The organism is Phytohabitans kaempferiae (assembly GCF_042433955.1).
Lineage (GTDB): Bacteria > Actinomycetota > Actinomycetes > Mycobacteriales > Micromonosporaceae > Phytohabitans > Phytohabitans kaempferiae.
Window position 1 is genome coordinate 1 of sequence record NZ_JBHLUH010000073.1, and the last position, 23,133, is coordinate 23,133.

Consider the following 23,133-nt stretch of genomic DNA (forward strand, 5'->3'; position numbering starts at 1 on the left):
GGTGGTCGCGGTGCTCGGCGACCGCGCGGGCCTCTTCGGCAACGGCACCTCCGGCGAAGGCTGCGACGCCGAGACCCTCGACCTGCCCGGCGTACAGCCGGAGCTGCTGGAGGCGCTGCTCACGACCGGCAGGCCGGTGGTGGCGGTGCTGCTGTCCGGCCGGCCGTACGCACTGGGCGCCTTCGCCGACCGCCTCGCCGCCACCGTCCAGGCCTTCTTCCCCGGCGAGGAGGGCGGCCCCGCCGTCGCCGGCGTCCTCTCCGGCCGCGTCTGCCCCTCCGGCCGCCTCCCGGTCAGCGTGCCCCGCCGCCCCACCGGCAGCCCCTCCACCTACCTCGGCCCGCCACTCGCCCACGCCACCGCGGTCACCTCGGTCGACCCGACACCGCTCTACCCGTTCGGGCACGGCCTGTCCTACACCACCTTCGCCTGGGACAGCGTGCGCGTCGACGGCGCGACCACCGACCCCGAGCGGCCGGTCGAGGTGCCGACCGACGGCGCGATCACCGTCTCCATGACCGTCCACAACATCGGCAAACGACCCGGCGCCGACGTGGTCCAGCTCTACCTCCACGACCCGGTCGCACAGGTCACCCGCCCAGTGGTCCGCCTGATCGGATACGCACGGGTGGCGCTCGCCCCCGGCCAGTCCCGGCGGGTCGACTTCCGCGTGCACACCGACCTGACCGCCTTCACCGGCCTCGCCGGCCGCCGCGTAGTCGAGCCCGGCGCGCTGGAGCTACGCCTCTCCCGCTCCAGCACCGACGTCGCCCACACCGTCGCCCTCCAGCTCGTCGGCGACGAACGCGAAGCCGGCACCGACCGCCAGCTCACCACCGAGGTCACCCTCCACAAGCCACAGCCACAGCACTTCGCCGAACACACGCAGAGCCCTTAACCGTACTTCGTGACGAAGTGTCTCCCCACGATCTTGTTGATCTAACGCAACGTCTCGACAGGCACTCCGACAGCAGCATTGCGAACCGGCCCGTCGCTGGAGGCGGCTACGCGAACTGCGTGAAGATCGTGGCCTGGCGCTGAAATACGTCGCCAACTTTTGAGCATCGAATTCGCCGACCTGGCCGCCCATGGGCACGGGCGGCGGGTGTTCCAGTTCGACAAGGTGGCCTCGCTGCCGTCACCCTCGCCCAGCTCAAGCAGCTCGGCTTTCCCCGCGAGGTGGTCGCCGCGGTCGACGCGGTCACGCGGCGAGACGTACGAGGACCTGATCCGCCGCGCGGCTGCTGACCCGCTCGGCCGGCTGGTGAAGCTGGCCGACCACACCACGAACAGCGGCCCAGCGCGGCTGGCGCTGCTCGACGACGCGACCGCCGAGCGGCTACGGCAGAAGTACGCCCGGGCCCGCGAGATGCTCGATGCCGAGCCGCACCTTGGCTGAGACGACCCTGACCGTCTGGTTGCCGCCCTGACGCAGGCTGGTTCGAGGCGAGCCGCACCAGCATCGGCGACGTCGTTGTCTGCCGCCGCTGGATCACCACGTCGTCATCGTGCCCACGGACCGCAGCCTGCGCGGCTTTGGCGAGAAAGACGGCCACCGCGTTCGCCGAGATGCGGCAACTGTCGGATGTTGGCCCAGCAGCGGATCGGGCGTTGGGCGAGGCGACCTGCCCGTGCGGCGGGAAGCGCTGGGTTGATGACGAGAACTGATCGCCTGACCGGGAGGAGTTTGCCCGCGGTCGCCGGCGGGATTCTGGGCTGATCCCGTGCGGGTTCTGCAATAGACGCGGCCGAAAAAGACCGTTGCCTCAAGTGGACGCCCGATCTACCTTTAGACCAACAGGTACGCAGACCGACCAAGGAGTCACCGACATGTTGTGGCACGCCACGCACAAACCGCAGCGCCAGTCGCTGTGCGGTTTCGCGGGCCTGTCCTACGTCAGGCGACCCAGCGACGTGACCGCCAGCGAGAAGCCGAACCCGGGCCAGAGGCGGCGAACGTAGCGCATACCAACAGCGTCTACGCCGCCCTCCCAGACCGGGACCGGGCGGCGTTTTCGTTGCAGGGCACCAACTTCATAGAGGCGTAGCTCAACGGAAGAGCCCTGGTCTCCAAAACCAGTCGTTGCAGGTTCAACTCCTGTCGCCTCTGCGATCCCCCGGCTGCGGCCGGCGGGACTGATGGTTGAAAACTCCACAGTGGATGGCATACACACGATGCCCCGTTCGGCCAGCGGAGGAATCCGTTGGCCGGGCTGGGCGATCGGGAGCGACCGGCACGGTGACCGGACCTGATTTGGGATCAGGAAGTGCGGGTTCGACTCCCGCTCTCGGTAGGCAAGCCGTCGTAGCTCAGGTGGTACGAGCACGCCCTTGGTACGGGCGAGGTCGGGGTTCAACTCCCCGCGATGGCTCTCATGCGGCTGTAGCACAACGGCAGTGCGGCTGCTTGCCATGCAGCAGACCCGAGTTCGACTCTCGGTAGCCGCTCCAAAGCCCTCACCGGTCACGCCGACGAAAGGAGGATGCGGTGGACGTCCTGGTCATCAACGCCGACCTCGGCCCGCTCCACCGGGTCAGTCTCCGCCACGCGGTACGCATGCTGGTCCGGCGTGTCGCCGAGGTCCACGAAGCCCAGCCCGACCGGGTGATCGGCGTCTACCCGGTCCCGGCGGTCGTCCGCCTGGTCTGGTACGCCGTCAAAGAAGTGGCGGTACACCGCCGGCCCGGCCTGGTCCCGCTCGGGCGTCCTGGCCCGCGACGGCCGCCGGTGCGGCTACTGCGACGGGCACGCCACGACCGTCGACCACATCCTGCCTCGCTCCCGCGGCGGCCGGAACACCTGGCTCAACACCATTCCCTTGTAGCCCAATGGCAGAGGCGCCGTCTTGAGGAGGCGGTCATGTGCGCGTTCGACTCGCGCCGAGGGCACGCATGCCGACGGAGCACGACGGGTCGTGCACTCGACTTGTAATCGAGAGGTAGCCGGTTCGAGGCCGGTCGTCGGCTTCATACCAGCGCAGCACGACGGGTGGTGCACGCGTCTCGTAAGCGCGCGGAGCCGGTTCGAGCCCGGCCGCTGGCTCTGGGGTACGTGCTGGTGCACAGGCTCGCTTTGCAAGCCTGTGGCGCGGGGTTCGACTCCCCGGTACTCCACGCTTGTGCTCGTGATGGAACCCGGCGAGCACACCATGCCGACATAGCTCAGTGGTCAGAGCAGCCGCCTGTCGAGCGGAAGGCCGGCGACACCATGCCCCGGTAGCTCAATTTGGACAGAGCGCCGGTCTACGAAGCCGTAGGTTGCAGGTTCGAGTCCTGCTCGGGGCACTTATCGGGACGTGGCGCAGCTTGGTAGCGCTCGCGGCTGGGGGCGCGCGGTCGTCGGTTCGAATCCGACCGTCCCGACCAACGGCGGGCCGCAGCCGGCCTTGAAAGCCGGAGCCCGGTGAAAGCCGGCGGGTTCGACTCCTGTGCTTTCCGCCAGGCGCCGTTAGCTGAGTGGTTTAGCCGCCGACTCTTAATCGGGCAGACGAAGGTTCGATTCCTTCACGGCGTACCACCGACACGCATGTGCGCTGGATGCGCTGCCGGGCCTTCTAAGCCCAGCGTGCCAGGTTCGATTCCTGGACATGCCGCACAACCTTCTCCCGCTAGCTCAATGGATAGAGCACCATCCTCCTAAGGTGACGGTCTGCGTTCGACTCGCAGGCGGGAGACCTCATGCCGTCGGCGCCTGATGGCCGGGCTCCGTACTTTTAATGCGGACTGCGGGGGTTCGATTCCCTCCGGCGGCACTGCGGGCGTGGTGGAGTGGATACCACACTGGGCTCATTACCCGGAGACGCGGTTCGAATCCGACGCCCGCCACCCAAGCCCCGGTAGCTCAGCTGGAGAGCGCCGTCTCGACAAGGCGGATGTCGGATCCTCCTCGGGGCACGCAACGCGCGTTCGGCTATGGGTAGGCTCTCGTCCTTTCAAGTCGGGAAGCGGGTTCGAGTCCCGCACGCGCGACCATTTCGGCGTCGTTCAACGGCAGGACGCGGGGCTGTTAACTCCGTCATGGCAGTTCGAATCTGCCTGCCGAAGCGTCTGGAGGGGCCGGCTGGTCACGGAACGCCGTTGGAAACGGTGTACGGGTCCAGGCCCGTCGCGGGTTCGAATCCCGCTCCTCCGCGCGCCGCAGCCCATCTGGTTGGTGGGACCTGGCTTATATCCAGGCTGTGGTCGAGTTCGATTCTCACGCGGCGCACGCCGGGTGATGCCTGTGTAGCTCAACGGGAGAGCGCCCCTCTACAAGGCGGAGGCCGGGGGTTCGACACCCTCCTCGGGCACTGTGGCTGTAGCGCGCGGCCCTCCGAAGGCCGAGGCCGCTGGTTCGAATCCAGCCGGGCTACGCGATGGCCTCGGAACGCTCCCGGTGGGGCGCCCAGCCCGCAAAGCTGGTGACCGTCCGGTTCGACTCCGGCCGGGGCCTCGACATGTCATCCACTGTGGACATCGTGAGCGGGGCGTTGGCTGCCCGGCCGTCCCTCATAAGGACGGAGTGCCCGGATCGACACCGGGGCTCACGACGGGGAGGGAATGTGCTCGCGTCGCCCTGCGGGGTGACGCTCGTTTCCCTCTGCACCTCCCGGTGCGAAGCCCGGCGGTTACTTCTTCTCTTACAAAGAAACCAGACCGCAGGGCGCCTTTGATCTCGGGAGGCCACAACTTCAGATGCGAGTGCCCGGTGCGTAGGTGACGGTTACTTCCACTGGTAATGGGCGGGTTGCGGGTTCGAGTCCCGTCGGCAGCTTCGGTTGCCGTAGCTCAACTGGCAGAGCAGCAATGTCACCGTCGCCGCTTGGATCTCGGGCACCCGCAATCTGGAGCCGGCTCCTCCCGGTGCGAACGGAGTTGAACGGATGAGCAAGTTCAACAAGACCTCGACCCGCCCGGCGGGTGGCACGTCGCCGGTGTTCACCGAGGCGGCCCCGACCGGCAAGACGTTCGAAGGCGCACCCGGCTACGCACGGGACGCCAAGTCCGAGCTGTTCCTCCTCGCCGTCTCGAACATGGTCGGCGAGCAGACCTTCTACGAGCAGGCCGACGCCCGCGACAGCCGGTACCAGAAGCTCGTCCGCCAGGTCGCCGTCGCCGACCCGGAGTGGACGGCCGGGTTCCTGGCCTGGCTGCGCGGAGACGCGAACATGCGGTCGGCCGCGCTGGTCGGCGCCGCCGAGTTCGTCCGCGGCCGCCTGGCCGCTGGCGGCGAGCAGCAGCTCCCCCGCCGCGACCACACCACGGAGGGCACGGACAGCCTGTCGTACTCGACCGCGTCGAACCGGCGGGTCATCGCCTCGGTGCTCCAGCGCGCCGACGAGCCGGGCGAGCTGCTCGCGTACTGGACCTCGCGGCACGGCCGGGCGATCCCCAAACCGGTCAAGCGCGGCATCGCGGCGGCGGTCGGCCGGCTCTACACCGAGTACACGCTGCTGAAGTACGACACCGCGACCCGGGGCTTCCGGTTCGCCGACGTCATCGAGCTGGTCCATCCGGCACCGGTCACGCCACGGCAGGGTGAGCTGTTCCGCTACGCGCTGGCGCGGCGGCACAACCGGCCAGACGTACCCGACCCGGAGGCGCTGCCGATGGTCGCGTTCAACCGGACGCTGCGCGCGCTCGCCGCCACCAACCCGGAGCGGCACCTCCTCGACCAGGAGGCGCTGCGCCGCGCCGGCATGACGTGGGAGGACGCGCTGTCGCTCGCCGGATCCACGGTGGACAAGGCGAAGCTGTGGGAGGCACTGATCCCGTCGATGGGCTACATGGCCCTGCTGCGCAACCTGCGCAACTTCGACCAGGCCGGCGTCTCCGACCAGGTGGCCGAGCAGGTCGCGGCAAGGCTTGCAGACCCTGACCAAGTGGCAAAGTCCCGGCAGTTCCCGTTCCGGTTCTACGCCGCATACAACGCTGTCGGCTCGCTGCGGTGGGGGCACGCGCTGGAGAAGGCGCTAGCCGCGTCCCTGGCGAACGTTCCGGCGCTCCCGGGCCGCACGCTGGTGCTGGTGGACCAGTCGCCGTCGATGTTCCCCGGCTACTACTCAGCGGCGCAGCAGGTGATGCGGGACATCAGCAACGCCGACGTGGCGAAGATGTTCGGCTCGGCGCTGGCACTGCGTGCGGCCAACGCGACCTTGGTCGGGTACGGCCACACCAACTACCGGGTGCCATTCGGTCCCGGCGAGGCAGTTCTGCGGGTCATGGGCAAGTTCCGGCAGGAATACGGCACCGACGCCTACGGTGCGGCACGCGACCACTTCGACCGCCACGACCGGATCGTCGTTGTGACCGACGGCGAGAACAACGGCTCGCTCCGTTCATGGAAGCATGCTCGCGTGCCGGGCACCGTGCCGATCTACACGTGGAACATCGCGGGCTACCGACTGAGCCAGGACCCGGGCGGGCGGAACCGGCACACCTTCGGCGGCCTGACCGACCAAGCGTTCAGGATGATCCCGCTGCTCGAGGCCGGAAAGTCGCAGACGTGGCCTTGGGTGTCCGCCAACTAGGCTGACGTGTGTTAGCGGAGTGGCTACGGCCCGCGACGTCGGCACGGTCCCGGGCCGCTCCGTCTGTCAGTCAGTCTCGCAGGCCACCCCGTCGTTGTCCCGGTCCAGACCCTTCCGATAGCCGGGCTCACCCCGGTAAATCGGTGCCGCACCAGCTCGTCTCGCCGCATCACAGTTGGCGTAGTAGACGTCAGGCTCGTCCTCCGGCGGCGGAGGTGCGGCCGGCTTCGTCGTCTTCGGCGGAGGTGGCGGCACCGCCGGTTTCTTCGACGCGGGCGGCTTCGGCGCCGGGCTTGAGGTCGCCGGAACGGGCGAAGGCGTCGGTGACAGCGACAGCGATGGAGATGGGCTCGGCGTCGAGCTGGGCGAGGCCGGCGTCTCAACCGGCGCGGAAACCAGCCGCTCCACACCGGCGGGCTGCGCGGTCGCGGTCACTCCACCACCCGGCTCATCGTCATCGCCGGTGGTGGCAAGAGAGACGACCCCGCACAGTCCGCACAGCAGCAGCATCGCGCCCGCGGTGGCCCCGCCGACGATCGTGAGCGCCTTGCGGAGGGCAGGATCGGGTGTTTTGCGTGGTGCATGGTAGGTCATGTGCGGCAGTGTGGTCTTGCCCAGAGATCGACTTCACTGGCTGTTAGGTCAGGGTTGGTGTCGCCTACTGGACTGGCACGTTGCTCCGAGCCGCCCCACGTCCAGGGTCGAGACTCCAGTACTCCAATACCGGGGTAGGCCAGTAGAGGCGCACGGGCTAGCGTGCCTGCGATCCTCGCCAACGGAACCCCAGGTCAACGCAAGGCAGTCATCGAGGAGTACACCGCCGAGATCAAGATCCAGGGCAGCCAGCTCATACCCATCTTCTGGATCCCCACCAACGGCGAAGGGCCAGCCGACACGCCGACTGACCCCGCGTTTCGCACATCAGTACACGTTGTGGGGCGGGCGGGACTCGAACCCGCGACCGAGGGATTATGAGCCCATCCAAGATCATTACTATTGGGTCGGCTTGATCCCGGACCGGGGCCGTGACGTGCGGTTTCATTGATCGCCGTCCGGCCCCCTCCGGGGTCGTCCGGACGGCAACGGCGCCGTTCCCTAGCAAGATCCCTAGCACTTGCCCGGGACCTCCAGCACGACGGAGGTCGATGTTATGAAGGCAAGTGAGTACGCGGCGACCACCGGGTACGTCGGCCCGCAGCTCCGGGAGGTGGCTCTGCGCGACGCGCTGCGCGGCGTGGATCTGGGCGGCCACGACGAACGGATCATCGCCTGAATGGTCCGGCAACTCGACGACCCCACCCTGCGTACGGTTGTCAGTCGCATCGAGCGTGCCCGGCTCGCGGAGGTGTCGCGGTGACCGCCGAGCGCCCGCGACCCGCGTACGGTGAGCGGCTCGAAGGTGTGGTGCAGGTCGCCATCATGCTCGTCATCGGCGCCGCGGCGGGAGCGGCGAGCTTCACGCACGTCCACGATGTGGCGGAGACGCGCGGCCAGCCGGGGTGGCTGGCCTGGGCCGACGCGGTCACGGGCGCGCTTTTGTCGAAGCCGTCGAACAAGGCCGCACTCCCGACCATCGCGAGCTGGCCCGCGCTGCTGGGGCCGACATCTCGCACGCCCGGCGGGTGCACCGGCGGTTGGCGGCGGCGCAGCCCGGCTGAGTCCGGACCGGTCCAGTTCCCTGGGACCACGTCTCGGGGAACTGGACCGGCTCCCGGAACGCTGGGCCGCCGTTGGCGGTAGCCTGCCCTCGTCACGCGAGCCGGACACCATGGGCGAAGGGGAGTACGAAGCGATGGCGACAACGGTCGACCTGGTTGCGCGGAGCGGCGACCTCAAGCGCGAGCTGGTGCAGTACACGCAACAGCCACGCTACGACCGGGCCCTCCGTGAGGCGCTGCTGGCCCGGGACCTGCCCCCGACCGTGTCCGAGGAACAGCAATGGATCATGTTCCTGGACTACTTCGTGCTGCAACACCGGCTGCCCAACGGCAAGACCGTGGTGGAGCAGTTTGTCGCCGCCCACCCCGACCTGCCCGAGGCCGAACGGGACCTGCTGCTCGGCTGGCGCGACGTGGTCGAAGGCGTCTTCGAGGTCAAGCGCCGCGACGGTGACGCACTCGTGGTGGAGAACCTGATCGACGACCTGACCTACCGGGTGTATTCCAATATGGGGCCGGCCGTGTTTCGCCGGATGCCGCGTCGCTCGTTCGTCATTACCCGGCTCGTGCCCATCGGTGCGGACTGGCTGATCAGCGGCATGACAAATGTGTTCCCCGCCGGCCAGCGCGCGCACGTCCACCAGGCCGCCGCTGGCGTCGCGCTGCGCAATCCCGCCCTCATCTTTCGCAACCCGGACAAGCTCGCCCGCGGTTGGGAGCTGCAGCGCGCCGAACGGGACCGGTTCGTCCGCTTCTTCGGCACCGACCTCGTCGTGCTGTCTGGCGAGCAGTTCGCCGATCAGATGCGCCAGTACCAGGAGTTCAGCCGCAAGGAGATACTCGCAGCCCTCCCCGAAGCCGATCGCACACGCCGTGCCGACAGCCCGGCCCCGGAGTTCGCCACCGATCCCCACCTGCTGGAATCCGAGACCGTGGCCATCATCTTCGACGAGGTCGAGGGATTGAACTTCTACGCCGAGTTCGGCCTTGTCGAGGCGGTCTTCGCCGATCCGGCGCTGCTGCGTCGCCGCCTGTACAAGCAGCGGCTGATCGACTACCTGGACGATGAGTCCGTCTCCCCGCTGCCGTTCCGGCGCCTGGCCGACCGCGACCTCGACCGGGCCAGCGTGCTCTTCCAAAAGCTGCTGCGCCGGCCCGGCTTCGACTGGCGCCGCGACGGGGAGGAACTGCTGCGCGAACGCAAGGCGTCGTTCTTCGAGCGGCCGCCGCAGCCCTCGTTCAGCCCGATCAGCGAACACCTCGCCGGGTACGTCTCGCGAGGCTGACCACGACCGGCTGGCAGACTGGTTCGTCGTGGCACAGTTCGTCATCGCCAGAAACCCGGAGCCGGACTCGCGGCTGCCGTACCTGCTGTGGGTGCCGCTGGGCCAGCGGGGCGTGCTGTTCAAGGCCGGCGGCACCTGGCCGCGCACGTCGGCGGTGTATTGCCACCCGATCGACGGCTGGCCGGACGACGCCGAGGTGCTGGAACGGCTGCCCGTGCGCTCCTGCGTACGCCGGGGCGCCGCGATCGACCTGGTCCTCGACCGGGGACGCGAAAACCGCTCCCAGTTCGTGTTCACCACCGCCCGGGGCCGTGAGGTGGTGTTCTGGCAATCCCCGCGTACCGTCAAGCAGTCCCGCCCCGGTGTGCGCCGGCCCACCGCCCGCGCGGCCGGCATCCCGCAGCTGGAGATCCTGGTCGACATCCGCGAGCAGTACCCGTACCGCTTCGCCGACCAGCGCGTCAGCGTGACCCGGCGGCCGCTACCGGCCGGCGACTACGCGGCCATGGTCGACGGGCGGCTTGTCGCCACCGTGGAACGCAAATCAATCCCTGACCTGATCTCCTCGATCACCGGCAGCAAGCTCAAGTACGCCATGGCCGACCTGGCCGCGCTGCCACACGCGGCGATCGTGGTCGAGGACCGCTACGCCGCCATCTTCAAGCAGACCCGGGTACGCCCCGCCACCGTCGCCGATGCCCTCGCCGAACTCCAGATCACCTGGCCGGCCATCCCGATCGTGTTCGCCGACACCCGGGCGTTGGCCGAGGAGTGGACCTATCGCTTCCTGGCCGCTGCGGCTCATCACGCCGGGGACGACGCGCACGGCCGGGACCGGCTGGCCGACCTACCCGAGCCGGCCCCACCGCCGGCACCCGATCCCACCGCCGCGGAGATCCGGGCCTGGGCGCGCACCGCTGGCCTGGACATCAGCAACGGTGGACGCATCCCCGTCGAAATCCGCGAGGCGTACCGCCACGCCCACACCTGACCACCCTCCCGGACTACTGGTCAGGAGGCTGCGACGAGGTCAGCTCATCGCGCCAGGCAGCCACGCGGGCACGCAGCGAAGCGACCTCCGTCGGCGAAAGGCCGTACTCGGCGAAGTCCTCGTCGTCGAATCGTTCGACGTAGCGCAGCATGCCCGCGAACATCGCGCGGTCGAAGCCGGCATCGACGGTCTCCGCGAGCACGCACAACCGATCGAGGGTGTAACGGCCAGACGTGATCGCCGCGTCGATGTCGAGGAAGTCACGCGCGGCAGCGCGGTTGTACAGGGCGTCCATCTTGCCCGCCAGGACATCGTCGGCGTGCAGCACCGGGCCGATCTCCATCTGTACCGGCGGTTGCATACGCCAATTCGCCACCAACTCCACCCGGTACTGTGCGCCCGGCTCTGCCGGGTCGGTGAGGTACAGGCGGACGAACGTGTCCGTCCGGTGGTCGACCTCGACCTGGTAGCCCGCGCCACGGTATGCGGTGATCACCTCGTCGACGGCGGCTGGGAAGTCCGCTCGGCGTTGCCAGTCGGCGAACAGGTCAACGTCTTCACTCGGGCGTTGCAGAATGCCGTGCGCGGCGACGGCATGGCCACCGGCCAGCGCGAACCCGTGTGGCCCGCCCGCCGTGAGCCCGATCTCGGCCAGGCGCCGGTGGACCGCCGCGTGTTCCGCTCTCACTACGCGGCTGGCCGGCGCGCGGCGGCCAGTTCAGGAAACCGCGCCTCCCACAGCTGGCGCACCTGGGGCGGGACTACCAGGCCCGGCCACAGCCGCACCAGTGTCGGCCCGTCCAGCCATCGGGTCAGCTCCTCCGGATGGGTGGCTTCGCGAAGGACGGTCTCGTACATGCTGGCCAGCCTGCGCGGGTTGTCCAGGTCATAGCTGGCCCGGCCGGACCAGTTCAACCGCCGGTCCAACCGCAGCACTCCACTCGTGGGACCACGCAAGTCGGCCAAGCGTGCAGCCACCGCGTAGGGGCGTTGGTCGGCGTACCGCGAGCCGAGCGGCGCACGAGATGCTTCCGCGCTCATTGCCAACCCCCTCCGCCTCGGCGTCGACCGTCTCATCCACGGTAAACGACCACACGCAGTTGATGTCACATCAGGCGGTTGCGCGACTTGACTTCTCCGCTGAGCTAGCTCAGGATGAAGGCGCTGTAAGTTCTTAGAGTTCTCGGAGTCGGGATGGCAAGTATTGATATTGACGACACCACCGATCAGTACCTGGAGTTCGCCGCGAACGTTGGCGGGGTCACCAAGGGCCAGATCGTCGCCCAGCTCGTAGCCGCGGCCAGGACCAGGGCCAAGCCTCCCCTGGAGAGCAAGGAGAGTGACCAGAACGCGGTCGCGATACACGTGGACTACGACGGCCACCGCACCCGAGCCCAGTTTGTCCCCGGCCCCGGCCGCATCGAGATCACGGACGGGCCACTCGCCGGCATGACGTTCCGCACGCCAAGCGAAGCCGCGCGCGCCGTCGTGGGCCACTACAAGCCCACTGTCTCCCCACATAGGAATGGCTGGGTTTTCTGGATCATTACCGCGAACGGAGAACCGCTGCAAAGCATCCGCCACAGTCGTCCATGACGCGGACGTCGACGCCGTTCCCTAGCAAGATCTCTACCATCTGCTCGGGCCGGCCAGGACCCTTGATGCCGAACCGTTCGATAGGCTACATCAGTGCGCACGACAATCGTCACCACGAAGGCTCGCGCCAGTGACGTACGGCCACCGCTATGTGACCGCTGCTGGGTGGATAGGCTCGGACGACCCGTCATTGTGAGCCAACGAGTACGAGCAAAGGACCCGGGCGGCGATTAGCATCCTAGGGCACGCACCAACGTTCATTGCTCTTGTCGCTTGACCTCGATGGCTTGATCTAGCTGTTGCTGCCGTTTGCTATGTTCGTCACGTAGCCGCTCTGTCATTTCGGCGAATATCGCATAGGCATCTTCGTCGACCAAGTTACGGTATCTACCAACGCGCAGTTCAACCGCCTCATACTCTCGTTCTATCGCATCTGCGGCTTGCTGCGAACTGAAGCTCCGTTCGTGGTATTTGTAGTAGCCAGTAAACCCAGCCGCCAGGCCAACGGCCGCGGTAACGCCGACGGCCGCCCATCGTGCCTGTGCATAGGAAACGGAGGCCGTCGCTATCGCGGTGGAAGCTACCGATCCGGCAATGACTACCCCCTGGAATCGATTGTGTATCCGTCGGTTCCGATTTGCTTCTTCGCGAAATTGAGCGATGATGTCCAGAGTGTCGTCACGGTACCGCTTCTGAGCAGCAAGCGGTGATCCGCTTAAATCCGCTTGCGGGTCACGCTGTTCGATGAGCAGTCGCCGACGTAGCAGGTTCAGTCGCTTTATATTGAAGCGAGTTTCTCGCATCCGCTTGTATTACCGATACACGACAGCGGGCGAGAGTATGACCGAAAGCGCGAGTACACCGTAGGCGTAAGGTACGTATCGGTCCGTCCAGGCGTCTCGATATAGCACTACGACCACCGCTAGCGCCAATAGACCGAGATTGCCCAAGAAGAGCCAGACGCGTCCGACTCTTTGCCATATTGTCTGCAGATGGAGGCGCTCTTCCTCTTCAAGGATGCGTACCTTTACATGGTCGGCATCCCAAGGCTCGTTCTCCTGTTGGAGCAACTGCCGCACGCTGGGGCGTTTCGCTTCTGCGGGGCCCGACCCGCGATCGACAGTCGGTGATGTCATGGCCACTTAGGGTAAAAGATCACTTCCTGAAATAGAAGCTTGTGCTCGCCTACCCGCTGTGTTAACCGGCTCGTCAGAGGCGGTGCCGCATCAGAGAGGGCAGTCAGACGGCTCCGCCCGCCTTGGAGGAGGCACGTTCGAAGAGCCGTTGGCGCTCTGCCGCCACGACCTCTCGGACGAGTTCGGCCTCGGACAGGTCCACGGCCTCAGGAGTGGAGTCAGCCATGTCGCTGACACGAGCAAAGTCGTTGAAGAGCCGCATCTTCCCAGCGAGTAGTTCGGTGATCCGCTGGTCGACGCTGTCCTCCGACAGCAGCCTGTGGACCTGCACCGACTGCACCTGCCCCATGCGGTGTGCCCGGGCGATGGCCTGTGCTTCGGTGGTGGGTTTCAGCTGAGGTTCACAGATGACGACGACGGATGCGGACTGGATGTTGAGCCCGACGCCGCCGGCCAGGATCTGGGCAACGAGGACGGCGCCGTGCCTGGCCGACGAGAACTGGTCCACCATCTGCTGGCGTCGGATCGCTGGCACCGACCCCGTGAGGGGGCCGAATACGGGCCCCGGCAGCGCCCGGGCGACCAGGTCGAGCACTTCCCTGAAGTGGGAGAACACGATCACTCGCCGCTCGTTCTCCTCGGCTTCGCGGACGATCTCGATCAGGCGCTGCATCTTTGTGGACTGGCTTCCCTGGAGCATTGCCGCTTGGCGCATCTCCATGAAGTTTCCACGCTCCACAGAGGCCCGGTACCGGCCGGCGTCGGAAGTGGACATTGGAAGCCATTCCTCGACCTCGATGAGTTCGGGAAGTTCGGTCAGTACGTCTTCCTGGTTCCGGCGTAGGTACGCCGGCGCGATCTGCCGGCGGAACGTCCGTGGCGACAGGTCAGTGGCGTTGACAGCGAGGTCGGGGCGCACGTAGGAGGCAAGGTTACGGAACTCGTCGACCCTGTTCTCCAGTGGCGTACCGGTGAGGAGGATCGCCCGGTCGGCGCGCGCGACGAGTTGCTTGGTCCTGATCGTGCGCTGCGCTTGAGGGTTCTTGATGTAGTGGGCCTCGTCGACTACGACGCACGGCAGGTCGCGGAGTTGCCGCAGGGCCGGTTCCCACCACGCCAGGGTCTCGTAGGTGGTGACAGCGACGCCACCATCGCGCATCCAGGTACGGGCTGCGCGGTCGCGTTCTGGTCCGTGGACCCGGTGCGCTCGTAGTTTCGACTTGCCGGCGACCTCACGTATCCAGTTGGTCACCACCGCGGCTGGGCACACCACCAGGAGATGCGTTTTCCCTCGGCTACGCAGGTGCGCGAAGACAGCGATAGCCTCCAATGTCTTACCGAGGCCCATCTCGTCCCCGATGATCACCTTGCGTTGCACGAGGGCGAAGCGGGCTCCGAAGCTCTGATAGCCGCGCAGCGACGCGGTCAGATGTTCGCCGTTGAGCGCTTGGTCGCGGACCGCTTGGATGATCTCTTCTGGGAGATCGCCGTGTACCGCGTTCTCGTCCTCGGTGACGAAGCCCAGTTCGGAGAGCATGGCGAAGTAGTCGGCAGGCCGAGCGAGGAAGTCCTCCCACGGGTCGCTGCCGACGTTCTTTCGGCCGGCTGCGGACGACATGCCGAGCAGTTCGGCTCGGCGTATGACGATTTGGATGCTCTCGACGAGTCCTGAGCTGGGGAGCTGCCTGGTCGGAATGACAAGCAGGTGAGTGGTTTGGCTGTCGATCGCTGCTCGCATTGGCGCGAGTTCGGATGCCCGTTCGAGGTCGGCGGCTGCCCCTCGGGTCTGCCGGCACGAGTCCCATTCGGCGAGGCGGCGCAGCAGTTGGGTGGTTTCCGGGTGGCGATGCTTGATGTCGATGCGGACTGGCATCTCGTCGTACGTTGTCTGCCAGATGGTTTGGGCTGCTGCGAGCATTCGCCGGGCGGACGTTTCCCCGACGCCTGGAAGCATCTGAAGCGAGCGACCACGGTTCAGCACCTCCTGCACCGTGTTGATCTTTGCCTCGGCGAGAGCTCCCAGCCGGAGACGATCACGGGTGGCCGCCTTCAATGCCTCCGTGGGCATCTCCTCAAGGAACCGATGGACCGCAGCGCGTCTCACCTTCTCACCCGCGTCACGGGCTGCGGACCGGTACGAGGATTCACCTGCGACGACCTTGGCGATGGCATCCAGCGCCTCTGGTAGCCCGTTGACAATCGACCGGTCCAGCATCTCGGGTGCCGGGCCGGTCTGCCTGGAGACGAGGTCGAAGCGGAGTGCGGGGTCGAGCAGCGTCTGGAGCCCGAGCCGTTGGGGATCGACGGAGGTGGTGGAGACGCCGAGCCGGTCCAGTCGGCGAGGTCCGTCGTACCGCAGGAAAGCCGCGTGGTGATGACGCAGGAGTTCGCCGGCCGCCTCCGCCGATTGCTTCTTCGCTGATCCGCTGAAGAAGCGACGCACTCCGAGCATGGGGGTGACCGAAGCGATGCTGCTGGGTACGTCCTTGGTGAGTGGGCGCAGCAGTGCGTTGTCGTCGGCCGTTGGCATAGGGAGCGCGGCCCGCTCCCAGAGGCGCCTCACGACCCCCACGTCACTCGTTCGGAGTGCGAGCACACGCCAGGCGGCCTGGCCGGACCGGCCAACGATGACGCTGCGTGCACGCATGGTTCGCTCGTCGCTGCTGGCCGCTTCCTGGACAGCCTTGTGCCAGTCCTGTATTTCCTCGGCACGATGGATCCACTGCCTGAAGTCCGCCGTGAGGCGACGAATTTCTTCGCGCTCGGTCTTATTCATGCTCACCGCAGTGATCGAGGGGGTTTAGGCACGATATCGTAGTGGACCCGTACATGAAACGGGACCTCCGAAGACGGCTGTCTGGAATCCGACGCACGACAAGTGCGGTACCTACGGTTCTGTGCCGATGTTGTGCTCCTCAGTAGTGTCGGTGCTCGTCGGTAAGCTCTGGGGGCTGTCGATCTGGAGGTGACTGGTGCGGCTCGAGGACCTCTCGCCCGGTCTCCGGGTGACCGGGGTGGTGCCCGGCGAGACCGTCTCGGTGATCGCCGCGCAATGGCACGGCTCCGATGCCGTGGAGCTGACCTTCAAGACCCTCGACGGCGGCCTGCGTCAGCAGGTGCTCTTCCGATCCGACGAGGCCAAGCTGAGTCTCTCCGACGCGGGCAGCCGGCCGTTCGACGCCGATGCCCAGGAGTTCCGGCTGGTCGCTGAGGCACAGCGGATCTCCTTGGCCGGGTTGTTCGACCCGATGCTCGCGGTTGCCACCAGCGACGTGCAGCCGTTGCCCCACCAGATCCGAGCCGTCTACGGTGAGATGCTCGACCGGACGCCGCTGCGGTTCCTGCTGGCCGACGACCCCGGCGCAGGCAAGACAATCATGGCTGGCCTGTATGTCAAGGAGCTCCTGCTTCGCGACGACGTGAAGCGCTGCCTTATCGTGGCACCCGGCGGGTTGGTTGACCAGTGGCAGGACGAGTTGTTCTTCAAGTTCGGCCTGCGTTTCGACATCCTCACCACAGCAATGGCCGAGGCCAGGCTCGGATCGACCGTCTTCGAGCAGAATCCGCTGCTCATCGCACGGATGGACCAGCTCGCACGCAACGAACAGCTGGCTGCGCACCTCGACGACGCCGAATTTGACCTCGTCGTCGTCGACGAAGCGCACCGGATGGGTGCGAACTACTTCGGCGGCAAGCTGAACAAGACCCGACGCTTCCAACTCGGCGAAAACCTGCGCGACCGCACCCGCCACCTGCTGCTAATGACGGCCACCCCCCACGCGGGCAAGGAAGAGGACTTCCAGCTCTTCCTCACCTTGCTTGAGCCCGACGGCTTCGAGGGCAAGTTCAAGGCCGGCGTACACAACCCGAACACCAGCGGGCTCATGCGACGCATGGTCAAGGAGGACCTGCTCACCTTCGAGGGCAAGCCGCTCTTTCCTGAACGCATCGCGCAAACCGTGCCGTACGAGCTGACCGCAGACGAGCAAAACCTTTACGAGCGCGTCACCGAGTACGTGCGCGAAGGGATGAACCGGGCCGAGCGGCTGGACGACAAACGCCGCAACACGGTCGGCTTCGCGCTCACAGTCCTCCAGCGACGCCTGGCCTCCAGCCCTGAGGCGATCTTCAAGTCTCTGGTTCGGCGAGCCGAACGACTCAAGCGCCGCCGCGACGACCTGATACACGGACGCCGTGTAGGCGACGAGCTGCCCCCGATCGATCCGTATGACTGGGACAGCGACGAGCGCAGTTCCGAGGAGGTCGAGCAGATCGAGGAGGAACTGCTCGACGCGGCCACCGCGGCCCGCACTATCGAGGAGCTCAACGCCGAGCTGGCCGATCTCGACAAGATCATCGAGGTCGCGCGGTGGGTCCGCAACCTTGACACCGATCGCAAGTGGGTTGAGCTGCGCAAAATCCTCGAAGACAACGATCTCATCCATCCCGGAGCTGAAAAGCCCCGCAAGCTGATCATCTTCACCGAGCACCGCGACACGCTTGACTACCTGGCCCGCAAGATCCGTTCGCTGTTCGGCAAGCCTGACACCGTTGAGGCCATCCACGGCGGTGTCCGGCGCCTCGACCGCCGTGCCATCACCGAGGAGTTCACCAAGAACCCCGCCTGCCAGGTGCTCCTGGCCACCGACGCGGCCGGCGAGGGCCTGAACCTCCAAGCCGCCCACCTGATGGTCAACTACGACCTCCCGTGGAACCCAAACCGCATCGAGCAGCGTTTCGGCCGCATCCACCGCATCGGGCAAACGGAGGTCTGTCGCCTGTGGAATCTCGTGGCGGCCAACACCCGTGAGGGCGAGGTGTTCAGCCGGCTGCTGCAGAAGGTCGAAGAGCAGCGCAAGGCCTACGGCGGCAAGGTCTTCGACGTGCTCGGGGCGGCCTTCGACGAGACGCCGCTGCGAGAGCTATTGATCGACGCCATCCGATACGGCGACCTCCCTGAGACCCGGGCCAAGATGGAGCAGGTCATCGACGAATCGGTCGCCCACGGCCTCAAAGAGCTTCTTGAGGAACGAGCACTGGCTCACGACGCCATGTCGGACGCAGACCTGGCCCAGATGCAGCGGCTCATGGAAGAGGCTCGCGCCCGCCGGTTACAGCCGCACTACATCGAGTGGGCGTTCCGCCTCGCGTTCCAGCGCCTAGGAGGTCGGCTCGCCCGACGCGAGCGCGGCCGCTACGAGATCAGCCATGTGCCCGCGGCCGTCCGTGCCGTCACTAAACACGGGCCTGTCGCCAGCCGCTACGAGCGGGTCACCTTCGAGCTTGGTTGCATCGATGTTGCCGGCAAGCCACGCGCCGACCTGCTCGCGCCTGGGCATCCGCTCCACGACTCCGTAGGTGACCTCACCATCACCCAGTTCCGAGCCGCCCTCGATCGCGGCACGGTCCTGATCTCCCCCGAGATCGAGGAGCCAACCTTGTTGGTTGGCGTGGTGGAGGAGGTAGTCGACGGCACCGGCGAGTCGATCGCACGGCGCTTCGGCTATGCCTACGTCGATGCGACCGGACGCGTCAGGCCCGCCGGCCCCGCGCCGTACCTCGACTGCGTGGCCGCCCCAAACACCCCAGCCGTGGCGGCGGCCATGAAGCTGGCATGGCTCGGCGGAGCCGAAGCCAAAGCCCGGACATGGATCATCGGACACCAGCTCAAGGATTACCTCGCCGAGGTCTCACCCGCCGACTCGCCGAGATCGACCGCACGCGGAAGCGAGTGGACCAGCGGTTGGCGAATGAGTCGAACCGACTCATCGGTGACGCGATGGCGGCCCAGGAGAAGGAGCAGGCTGGCATCAAGCCAAAGGAAAGCTCCGACAGCCTCATGCGCAAGGCTCAAGACCTCCTGGCGCGCCGCGAGGCCCGTTTGGCACTGCTGGACCAGCAAGCCCAGTTGGTCTCCAAACCGCCACGCATCATGACAGCCGCGCTCGTGCTGCCCTTGTCGATGGTTGACGCCGATATCCCCGCCGATGCTCCCATCCATGCCAAGGAGACCAAGGCCGTCGAGCGGCGCGGCATCGAGTTGGTCTTCGCCACCGAGCGTGCCCTCGGCCGTCAGCCACAGGAGCAGGCGTTCAACAACCCCGGCTACGACATCCTGTCCATCCCCACCCAGGGCGGACCCTCCATACGCATCGAGGTCAAGGCACGCATCGAGGGCGCCGAGGACTTCTACGTCACCCACAACGAGGTTGTCACCGGCAAGAACGCCGTCCCTCACTATCGGCTCGCCCTGGTCACGGTCAGCAAGGCCGGCCCGGATCACGACCAGGTACGGTACGTTGCCGACCCCTTCACAGGCATCGACTTCGGCGACCTCTATGCGACCGGCGTCCGGGCCAGTTGGGCGAAGACCTGGTGGGCCGGCACCGCACCCTTTTGAGTCACAGAGCTAGCCTAGCGGGCTGCGATATCGGAAAACTCATCTACGTCTTCGCGGACGGCGCGTTGGCGGTCTGCCCGTACATCGTGTTCGCGTCCCGTACGCCGCAGTCGCAGTACAACGATGCCGAGTTCCTCGTGGGCAACATCTTGGAGAACGAGGTGGGGCCTGCGCTGGACGCCTACGACTTCCATGGCCGCTACGCCGTCGGCGCGAACACCAAATGCGGTGGGTGTGGCATGAACAGCCAGTGCGGCAAGGGCTGTCCGGCCGCGGTCATCTCACGCGGTGGACGCATCGGGGACGTGGACGACGAGCAGTGTCCGGTGCCCGGCGAGCGGGGCCGGCGAGGTCTCCCGTAACGTCGCCGCCCTCGCCGAGGTCCCGAGCGCCAAGAGACCGCGGGTCAAGATCTGGCACCCGGAACAGCTCGCCACCTTCCTCGACGCCATCGCCGCCGATAGCGAGCCGCTCTACCCGATGCTCCACCTGGCCGCCTTCGCCGGCCTGCGACGCGGCGAGCTATGCGGCCTACGCTGGCAGGACGTCGACCTCGACGCCCGCCTGGTCGACGTCGCCTGGCAGCGCACCACCGCCCAGCACCGCGTGGTCGAGTCGACGCCCAAGACCGAGGGCTCCGAGTCGGTCATCGACATCGACGCCGGCACCGCCGAAGTCCTCCGAGTGTGGCGCAGGCAACAGCGCGAGGAACGCCTCGCCGCCGGCCCAGCCTGGCAGGACACCGGGCTCGTCTTCACCCGCGAGGACGGTTCGAGCTGGCACCTCGACTACATCACCCACCACTTCGGCAAGCTGGTCGCCAAGCACCGCCTCCCCAAGATCTCCCTGCACAAGCTGCGACACCTCGCCGCCAGCCTCCAGATCGCCGCCGGCGTCGACATCGCCATCGTCAGCAAACACCTCCGGCACAGCTCAATCAAGATCACCAACGACACCTACGGCCACCTCATCGGCACGGTGGGCCGGGACGCCGCGGAAGCGGCGGCCGCGCTGGTCCCCCTACGCAGCAGGAAGACGCATAGCAGAACAAGATCCCTAGCATTTCCCTAGCAAGGCCGCTCCATCGAGATCATCTGGAGCAGCGCGCAGACCATAATCCGAGGTCAAACCCTGTGGGCCGGAGGCATCACCATGCGAACCAGACCGCGACCATCGCCGGTGACCTGCTGCCGCTACGTTTGACCGGGTCGCGGGCGCGTGGCGGTGTCCAGTGAGCCTTCTGTCACGTCGTTCCTAGGGGCCGCCTGTGGTGATGGTCGACGTTAGCGATTCATGTGGCGTCATCGACCCGCCGCGTTGTACAATTTCTTGTACGCCAGCTCGGGAGGGACCATGCGCACCGTCACGTATTCAGAGGTCCGGCAAAATCTGGCCAAGATGCTCGACCATGTCGTGGATGATGCCGAGGAGGTTGTGGTCACCCGTTCCGGCCGCGAGGCCGCGGTGATCATCTCACTGCGGGAGTACGAGTCGCTGAAGGAGACGGCGTATCTGATGGCCAGTCCCGCCAACGCGCGTCGCCTGAACGAGGCCGTAGAGGAACTGCGCAATGGTGGTGGGCAGATGCACGACTTGATCGACCCCGCCGCCGAGGCGGGCGAAGCGTCGGCGGCGTGAAGGTTCAGTTCGCCAGCCAGGGCTGGGAGGATTACCTGACCTGGCAGCGTGATCGCCAGATGCTCAGGCGGGTGAACGCACTAATCGAGGACATCCGACGCAATGGCCACCAAGGCATCGGCAAACCGGAGCAGCTTCGCGGCAACTGGTCAGGGTTCTGGTCGAGGCGCATTGATCAGGAACACCGCCTGGTGTATCGGATCATCGATGACACCGTGCAGATAGCGCAGTGTCGCTATCACTACGAATGACACGGCCCAGCTACTCCCACCGGTCAGCCGGCTGGGCGTCAGCGGTTGCGGACAAGCTCTGCCGGGTCGCTCAGTCGTGGCAGGGCGATCACGTCGCCGCTGTCTGGCTCGTTGGGTGGTGGAGCGGCGCGGCGGCGTTGCGGGATCTCGATCGCCGGGCTGCCGTCGGTGCGAAGTCCGGCCGGCGCGTGGCCGGCGGCCCGCAGTGCAGCTAGGGTTTCAGCCTGCGGTTTCGCGCTGGCGAGCACGGTCGGGGCGAGCCGGACCAAGTGCAGGGCCTGCGGTGAGCGGGTGTTCAGGATTTCGGTAAGCAGGGTTTCGTCGTCGCTGCAAAGGCAGCAGCCGGTTGGGTGTACTTGGACCTGGCCATATCGGCGGGCTACGTCGTTGATCAGGTAGACGAGTGTCTGGGGCACGCGGTCGCCTTCGGCTACCTCGGTGATCCGGGTAAGCAGGTCCGTCGCGTTGGTGCCGGCGTCGAGCGCGGCGCGAAATGCTGGCCGGTGAGAACCGCCAGGTCCAAGCGCCACTGCGTGACTCAGGGGCGGCTGCGCTGTCGAGCAGGGCCAGGAGCGTCAGGCCGCCTGCGGCGAGCAGTTCGATGGTCAAGCGGGTGCGGTCCTCGTCCTGACCAGACGACTTGATGATCCGGCGAAGTTCGCGTACGCCTAGGCCGCCAGTCTTGAGCAGGGGCCGGGCCGATGCTCATGGTCTCGACGGTCGCGGTGATCGCGGCGAGGGTCTCGACAGCCGCGGCTGCGGCCTCCCGTTCGGCGGCCTCCGGCTCGACCCGGGTGACAGACACGGTGGGCGGCCTCGGGTCGAACGGAGCGACGTAGCCCTCCCGCAGCGCTAAAGCGACCTCGCGGGGCATCTCACCGCCACCCCATCCGGAACCCACGAGGAGACCATGCTCGGTGGCCCACGGCAACGCCATCCCGGGCGCGCCGAGCGTGATCCCTGGCAGACCGAAGGGCGAAGCCGGGCGCCGGGCAAGCATGCCGAGCTGGACACAGACATCGGCTGGGGCCTGCGCCACGACCCGGCGCACATTCTCCGGCTGGGCCAGCCAGCCGGAGAGCGCGACGACCAACTCGTTCTTGCCGACGCCGGCGACAGGGACACCGTACAGCTTCGCCAGCCTGCGTAGCTCGTTCATGTTTTGCGTGCTGAACAGCTCGGCGGCGCCGGGCCCGAGCATCAGCGGGTGCGGCCACACCGCGCTCAGATGTGCCGCCACGAAGCCGCCGGCGTGCGGCCAGATGAGGGCGAGTTGAGTGAGCCGGCGCAACGCCGCCCCCAGGTCCGGGTCATCCGCCGGTACGCCCAACAGCATCGCCAGCCGCGCGGCGGTGCACCCGTCGCCCAGCCCCGCAGCGACCTCGCCTGCCTGTAGCTGCGGCAAGGTAAGCAACGCACAGGCGCCCGCCATCGACGAGGGATGCAGAAGCCGTACGGCGAGCTGCTCGGTGCTCTTCGGCGCGGGTTCGAGCGTCGCATCGCGACGGCTCGCAACCAGACTGGTGAGCTGGTCCAGGTCAGGGTGCGAAGGTGAGCAGCGAGAGACTGCACCTGGCCAACCTACGACCCACGGTCTGGCAGCAGTCGGCTGCACGCTCAACGAGGGATCGTGTCGCACGACGCGGATCACCAACGCTATTCCGCCTC

General features: G+C 66.9%; 21 protein-coding genes, 19 tRNA genes and 2 pseudogenes. 35 read left to right on the top strand and 7 right to left on the bottom strand.

Annotated features, from left to right (window positions below; all coding sequences use genetic code 11):
• From ACFFIA_RS33045 to ACFFIA_RS33155, 23 genes and pseudogenes are all read left to right on the top strand, one after another.
• A partial coding sequence (locus tag ACFFIA_RS33045) for a glycoside hydrolase family 3 C-terminal domain-containing protein (protein ID WP_377258654.1) occupies positions 1-898 on the top strand: 898 nt, incomplete at its 5' end.
• 159 nt (positions 899-1,057) lie between these two features.
• The gene (locus tag ACFFIA_RS33050) at positions 1,058-1,399 is read left to right on the top strand and encodes a hypothetical protein (RefSeq protein WP_377258657.1); all 342 of its coding nucleotides are present in this window, start codon (positions 1,058-1,060) and stop codon (positions 1,397-1,399) included.
• 639 nt (positions 1,400-2,038) lie between these two features.
• Positions 2,039-2,110: transfer RNA gene (locus tag ACFFIA_RS33055), tRNA-Trp, on the top strand.
• Between the two features lie 110 nt (positions 2,111-2,220).
• Positions 2,221-2,294 (top strand) — tRNA-Pro (locus tag ACFFIA_RS33060).
• A 5-nt stretch (positions 2,295-2,299) separates the two neighbouring features.
• Positions 2,300-2,372, top strand: a tRNA-Thr gene (locus tag ACFFIA_RS33065).
• 5 nt (positions 2,373-2,377) lie between these two features.
• Positions 2,378-2,451 (top strand) — tRNA-Gly (locus ACFFIA_RS33070).
• A 37-nt stretch (positions 2,452-2,488) separates the two neighbouring features.
• A pseudogene (locus ACFFIA_RS33075) lies at positions 2,489-2,816 on the top strand (HNH endonuclease); the annotation flags it as partial.
• A tRNA-Leu gene (locus ACFFIA_RS33080) sits at positions 2,817-2,889 on the top strand. It begins immediately after the preceding pseudogene.
• 5 nt (positions 2,890-2,894) lie between these two features.
• Positions 2,895-2,967, top strand: a tRNA-Thr gene (locus tag ACFFIA_RS33085).
• 78 nt (positions 2,968-3,045) lie between these two features.
• A tRNA-Ala gene (locus ACFFIA_RS33090) sits at positions 3,046-3,114 on the top strand.
• Positions 3,115-3,210: 96 nt separating this feature from the next.
• Positions 3,211-3,285, top strand: a tRNA-Arg gene (locus ACFFIA_RS33095).
• A gap of 5 nt (positions 3,286-3,290) precedes the next feature.
• Positions 3,291-3,366: transfer RNA gene (locus tag ACFFIA_RS33100), tRNA-OTHER, on the top strand.
• A 76-nt stretch (positions 3,367-3,442) separates the two neighbouring features.
• A tRNA-Lys gene (locus ACFFIA_RS33105) sits at positions 3,443-3,517 on the top strand.
• An 85-nt stretch (positions 3,518-3,602) separates the two neighbouring features.
• Positions 3,603-3,674, top strand: a tRNA-Arg gene (locus ACFFIA_RS33110).
• Positions 3,675-3,680: 6 nt separating this feature from the next.
• Positions 3,681-3,752: transfer RNA gene (locus tag ACFFIA_RS33115), tRNA-Lys, on the top strand.
• A 2-nt stretch (positions 3,753-3,754) separates the two neighbouring features.
• Positions 3,755-3,824: transfer RNA gene (locus ACFFIA_RS33120), tRNA-Met, on the top strand.
• A 6-nt stretch (positions 3,825-3,830) separates the two neighbouring features.
• Positions 3,831-3,894 (top strand) — tRNA-Val (locus tag ACFFIA_RS33125).
• Positions 3,895-3,899: 5 nt separating this feature from the next.
• A tRNA-Glu gene (locus ACFFIA_RS33130) sits at positions 3,900-3,972 on the top strand.
• 1 nt (position 3,973) lies between these two features.
• Positions 3,974-4,044, top strand: a tRNA-Asn gene (locus tag ACFFIA_RS33135).
• Between the two features lie 5 nt (positions 4,045-4,049).
• Positions 4,050-4,131 (top strand) — tRNA-Ser (locus tag ACFFIA_RS33140).
• A gap of 1 nt (position 4,132) precedes the next feature.
• A tRNA-Ile gene (locus ACFFIA_RS33145) sits at positions 4,133-4,207 on the top strand.
• 150 nt (positions 4,208-4,357) lie between these two features.
• Positions 4,358-4,432 (top strand) — tRNA-Cys (locus ACFFIA_RS33150).
• Between the two features lie 430 nt (positions 4,433-4,862).
• Complete coding sequence (locus tag ACFFIA_RS33155; protein ID WP_377258660.1) at positions 4,863-6,509, top strand: TROVE domain-containing protein; 1,647 nt, start codon at positions 4,863-4,865, stop codon at positions 6,507-6,509.
• 66 nt (positions 6,510-6,575) lie between these two features.
• On the opposite strand, the gene ACFFIA_RS33160 is transcribed toward ACFFIA_RS33155, so the two are convergent.
• A complete protein-coding gene (locus ACFFIA_RS33160) occupies positions 6,576-7,103 on the bottom strand; it encodes an excalibur calcium-binding domain-containing protein (RefSeq protein WP_377258663.1) in 528 nt (175 codons plus the stop codon).
• A gap of 162 nt (positions 7,104-7,265) precedes the next feature.
• Here ACFFIA_RS33160 and ACFFIA_RS33165 point away from each other — a divergent pair, with 162 nt between their 5' ends.
• The 5 genes and pseudogenes from ACFFIA_RS33165 (at position 7,266) to ACFFIA_RS33185 (ending at position 10,444) form a co-directional block, all read left to right on the top strand.
• Entirely contained in the window at positions 7,266-7,484 is a 219-nt protein-coding gene (locus tag ACFFIA_RS33165; protein WP_377258666.1) for a hypothetical protein, read from the top strand.
• Between the two features lie 175 nt (positions 7,485-7,659).
• A complete protein-coding gene (locus ACFFIA_RS33170) occupies positions 7,660-7,782 on the top strand; it encodes a hypothetical protein (protein WP_377258669.1) in 123 nt (40 codons plus the stop codon).
• A gap of 146 nt (positions 7,783-7,928) precedes the next feature.
• A pseudogene (locus ACFFIA_RS33175) lies at positions 7,929-8,051 on the top strand (DUF2637 domain-containing protein); the annotation flags it as partial.
• A gap of 250 nt (positions 8,052-8,301) precedes the next feature.
• Positions 8,302-9,453 carry a DUF7986 domain-containing protein gene (locus ACFFIA_RS33180; protein WP_377258672.1) on the top strand — a complete coding sequence of 384 codons (1,152 nt, stop codon included), beginning with the start codon at positions 8,302-8,304 and terminating at the stop codon, positions 9,451-9,453.
• 28 nt (positions 9,454-9,481) lie between these two features.
• On the top strand, positions 9,482-10,444 hold the full coding sequence (locus ACFFIA_RS33185; RefSeq protein WP_377258675.1) for an ERCC4 domain-containing protein: 963 nt from the start codon (positions 9,482-9,484) through the stop codon (positions 10,442-10,444).
• Between the two features lie 13 nt (positions 10,445-10,457).
• Here ACFFIA_RS33185 and ACFFIA_RS33190 read toward each other — a convergent pair whose 3' ends face one another.
• Both ACFFIA_RS33190 and ACFFIA_RS33195 read right to left on the bottom strand, forming a co-directional pair.
• A complete protein-coding gene (locus ACFFIA_RS33190) occupies positions 10,458-11,132 on the bottom strand; it encodes a nucleotidyl transferase AbiEii/AbiGii toxin family protein (protein WP_377258678.1) in 675 nt (224 codons plus the stop codon).
• The gene (locus tag ACFFIA_RS33195) at positions 11,132-11,401 is read right to left on the bottom strand and encodes a hypothetical protein (RefSeq protein WP_377258681.1); all 270 of its coding nucleotides are present in this window, start codon (positions 11,399-11,401) and stop codon (positions 11,132-11,134) included. The genes ACFFIA_RS33190 and ACFFIA_RS33195 overlap by 1 nt, the downstream gene beginning before the upstream one ends.
• Before the next feature lie 237 nt (positions 11,402-11,638).
• Here ACFFIA_RS33195 and ACFFIA_RS33200 point away from each other — a divergent pair, with 237 nt between their 5' ends.
• Entirely contained in the window at positions 11,639-12,040 is a 402-nt protein-coding gene (locus ACFFIA_RS33200) for a hypothetical protein (RefSeq protein ID WP_377258684.1), read from the top strand.
• Between the two features lie 257 nt (positions 12,041-12,297).
• On the opposite strand, the gene ACFFIA_RS33205 is transcribed toward ACFFIA_RS33200, so the two are convergent.
• Positions 12,298-12,843 (bottom strand): DUF4231 domain-containing protein, encoded by a 546-nt coding sequence (locus tag ACFFIA_RS33205; RefSeq protein ID WP_377258687.1) that lies wholly within the window; start codon positions 12,841-12,843, stop codon positions 12,298-12,300.
• 436 nt (positions 12,844-13,279) lie between these two features.
• A complete protein-coding gene (locus ACFFIA_RS33210) occupies positions 13,280-15,952 on the bottom strand; it encodes a DEAD/DEAH box helicase (RefSeq protein ID WP_377258690.1) in 2,673 nt (890 codons plus the stop codon).
• Positions 15,953-16,148: 196 nt separating this feature from the next.
• On the opposite strand from ACFFIA_RS33210, the gene ACFFIA_RS33215 reads away from it, so the two are divergent.
• The 6 genes from ACFFIA_RS33215 to ACFFIA_RS33240 all read left to right on the top strand — a co-directional run bounded on the left by ACFFIA_RS33215 (position 16,149) and on the right by ACFFIA_RS33240 (position 21,465).
• Complete coding sequence (locus tag ACFFIA_RS33215; protein ID WP_377258693.1) at positions 16,149-19,112, top strand: DEAD/DEAH box helicase; 2,964 nt, start codon at positions 16,149-16,151, stop codon at positions 19,110-19,112.
• On the top strand, positions 19,058-19,576 hold the full coding sequence (locus ACFFIA_RS33220; RefSeq protein ID WP_377258696.1) for a protein NO VEIN domain-containing protein: 519 nt from the start codon (positions 19,058-19,060) through the stop codon (positions 19,574-19,576). Before ACFFIA_RS33215 ends, ACFFIA_RS33220 begins: the two co-directional genes overlap by 55 nt.
• Complete coding sequence (locus ACFFIA_RS33225) at positions 19,573-19,938, top strand: radical SAM protein (RefSeq protein ID WP_377258699.1); 366 nt, start codon at positions 19,573-19,575, stop codon at positions 19,936-19,938. The genes ACFFIA_RS33220 and ACFFIA_RS33225 overlap by 4 nt, the downstream gene beginning before the upstream one ends.
• Positions 19,865-20,647, top strand: coding sequence for a site-specific integrase (locus tag ACFFIA_RS33230; RefSeq protein WP_377258702.1), 783 nt, complete (start codon positions 19,865-19,867; stop codon positions 20,645-20,647). The genes ACFFIA_RS33225 and ACFFIA_RS33230 overlap by 74 nt, the downstream gene beginning before the upstream one ends.
• A 282-nt stretch (positions 20,648-20,929) precedes the next feature.
• Positions 20,930-21,214 carry a type II toxin-antitoxin system Phd/YefM family antitoxin gene (locus tag ACFFIA_RS33235; protein WP_377258704.1) on the top strand — a complete coding sequence of 95 codons (285 nt, stop codon included), beginning with the start codon at positions 20,930-20,932 and terminating at the stop codon, positions 21,212-21,214.
• Positions 21,211-21,465 (top strand): Txe/YoeB family addiction module toxin, encoded by a 255-nt coding sequence (locus tag ACFFIA_RS33240; protein WP_377258707.1) that lies wholly within the window; start codon positions 21,211-21,213, stop codon positions 21,463-21,465. Before ACFFIA_RS33235 ends, ACFFIA_RS33240 begins: the two co-directional genes overlap by 4 nt.
• 38 nt (positions 21,466-21,503) lie before the next feature.
• Here ACFFIA_RS33240 and ACFFIA_RS33245 read toward each other — a convergent pair whose 3' ends face one another.
• Both ACFFIA_RS33245 and ACFFIA_RS33250 read right to left on the bottom strand, forming a co-directional pair.
• The gene (locus tag ACFFIA_RS33245) at positions 21,504-21,995 is read right to left on the bottom strand and encodes a helicase-associated domain-containing protein (RefSeq protein WP_377258710.1); all 492 of its coding nucleotides are present in this window, start codon (positions 21,993-21,995) and stop codon (positions 21,504-21,506) included.
• An 8-nt stretch (positions 21,996-22,003) separates the two neighbouring features.
• Positions 22,004-23,086, bottom strand: coding sequence for a hypothetical protein (locus ACFFIA_RS33250; RefSeq protein WP_377258712.1), 1,083 nt, complete (start codon positions 23,084-23,086; stop codon positions 22,004-22,006).
• Positions 23,087-23,133: the final 47 nt, after the last annotated feature.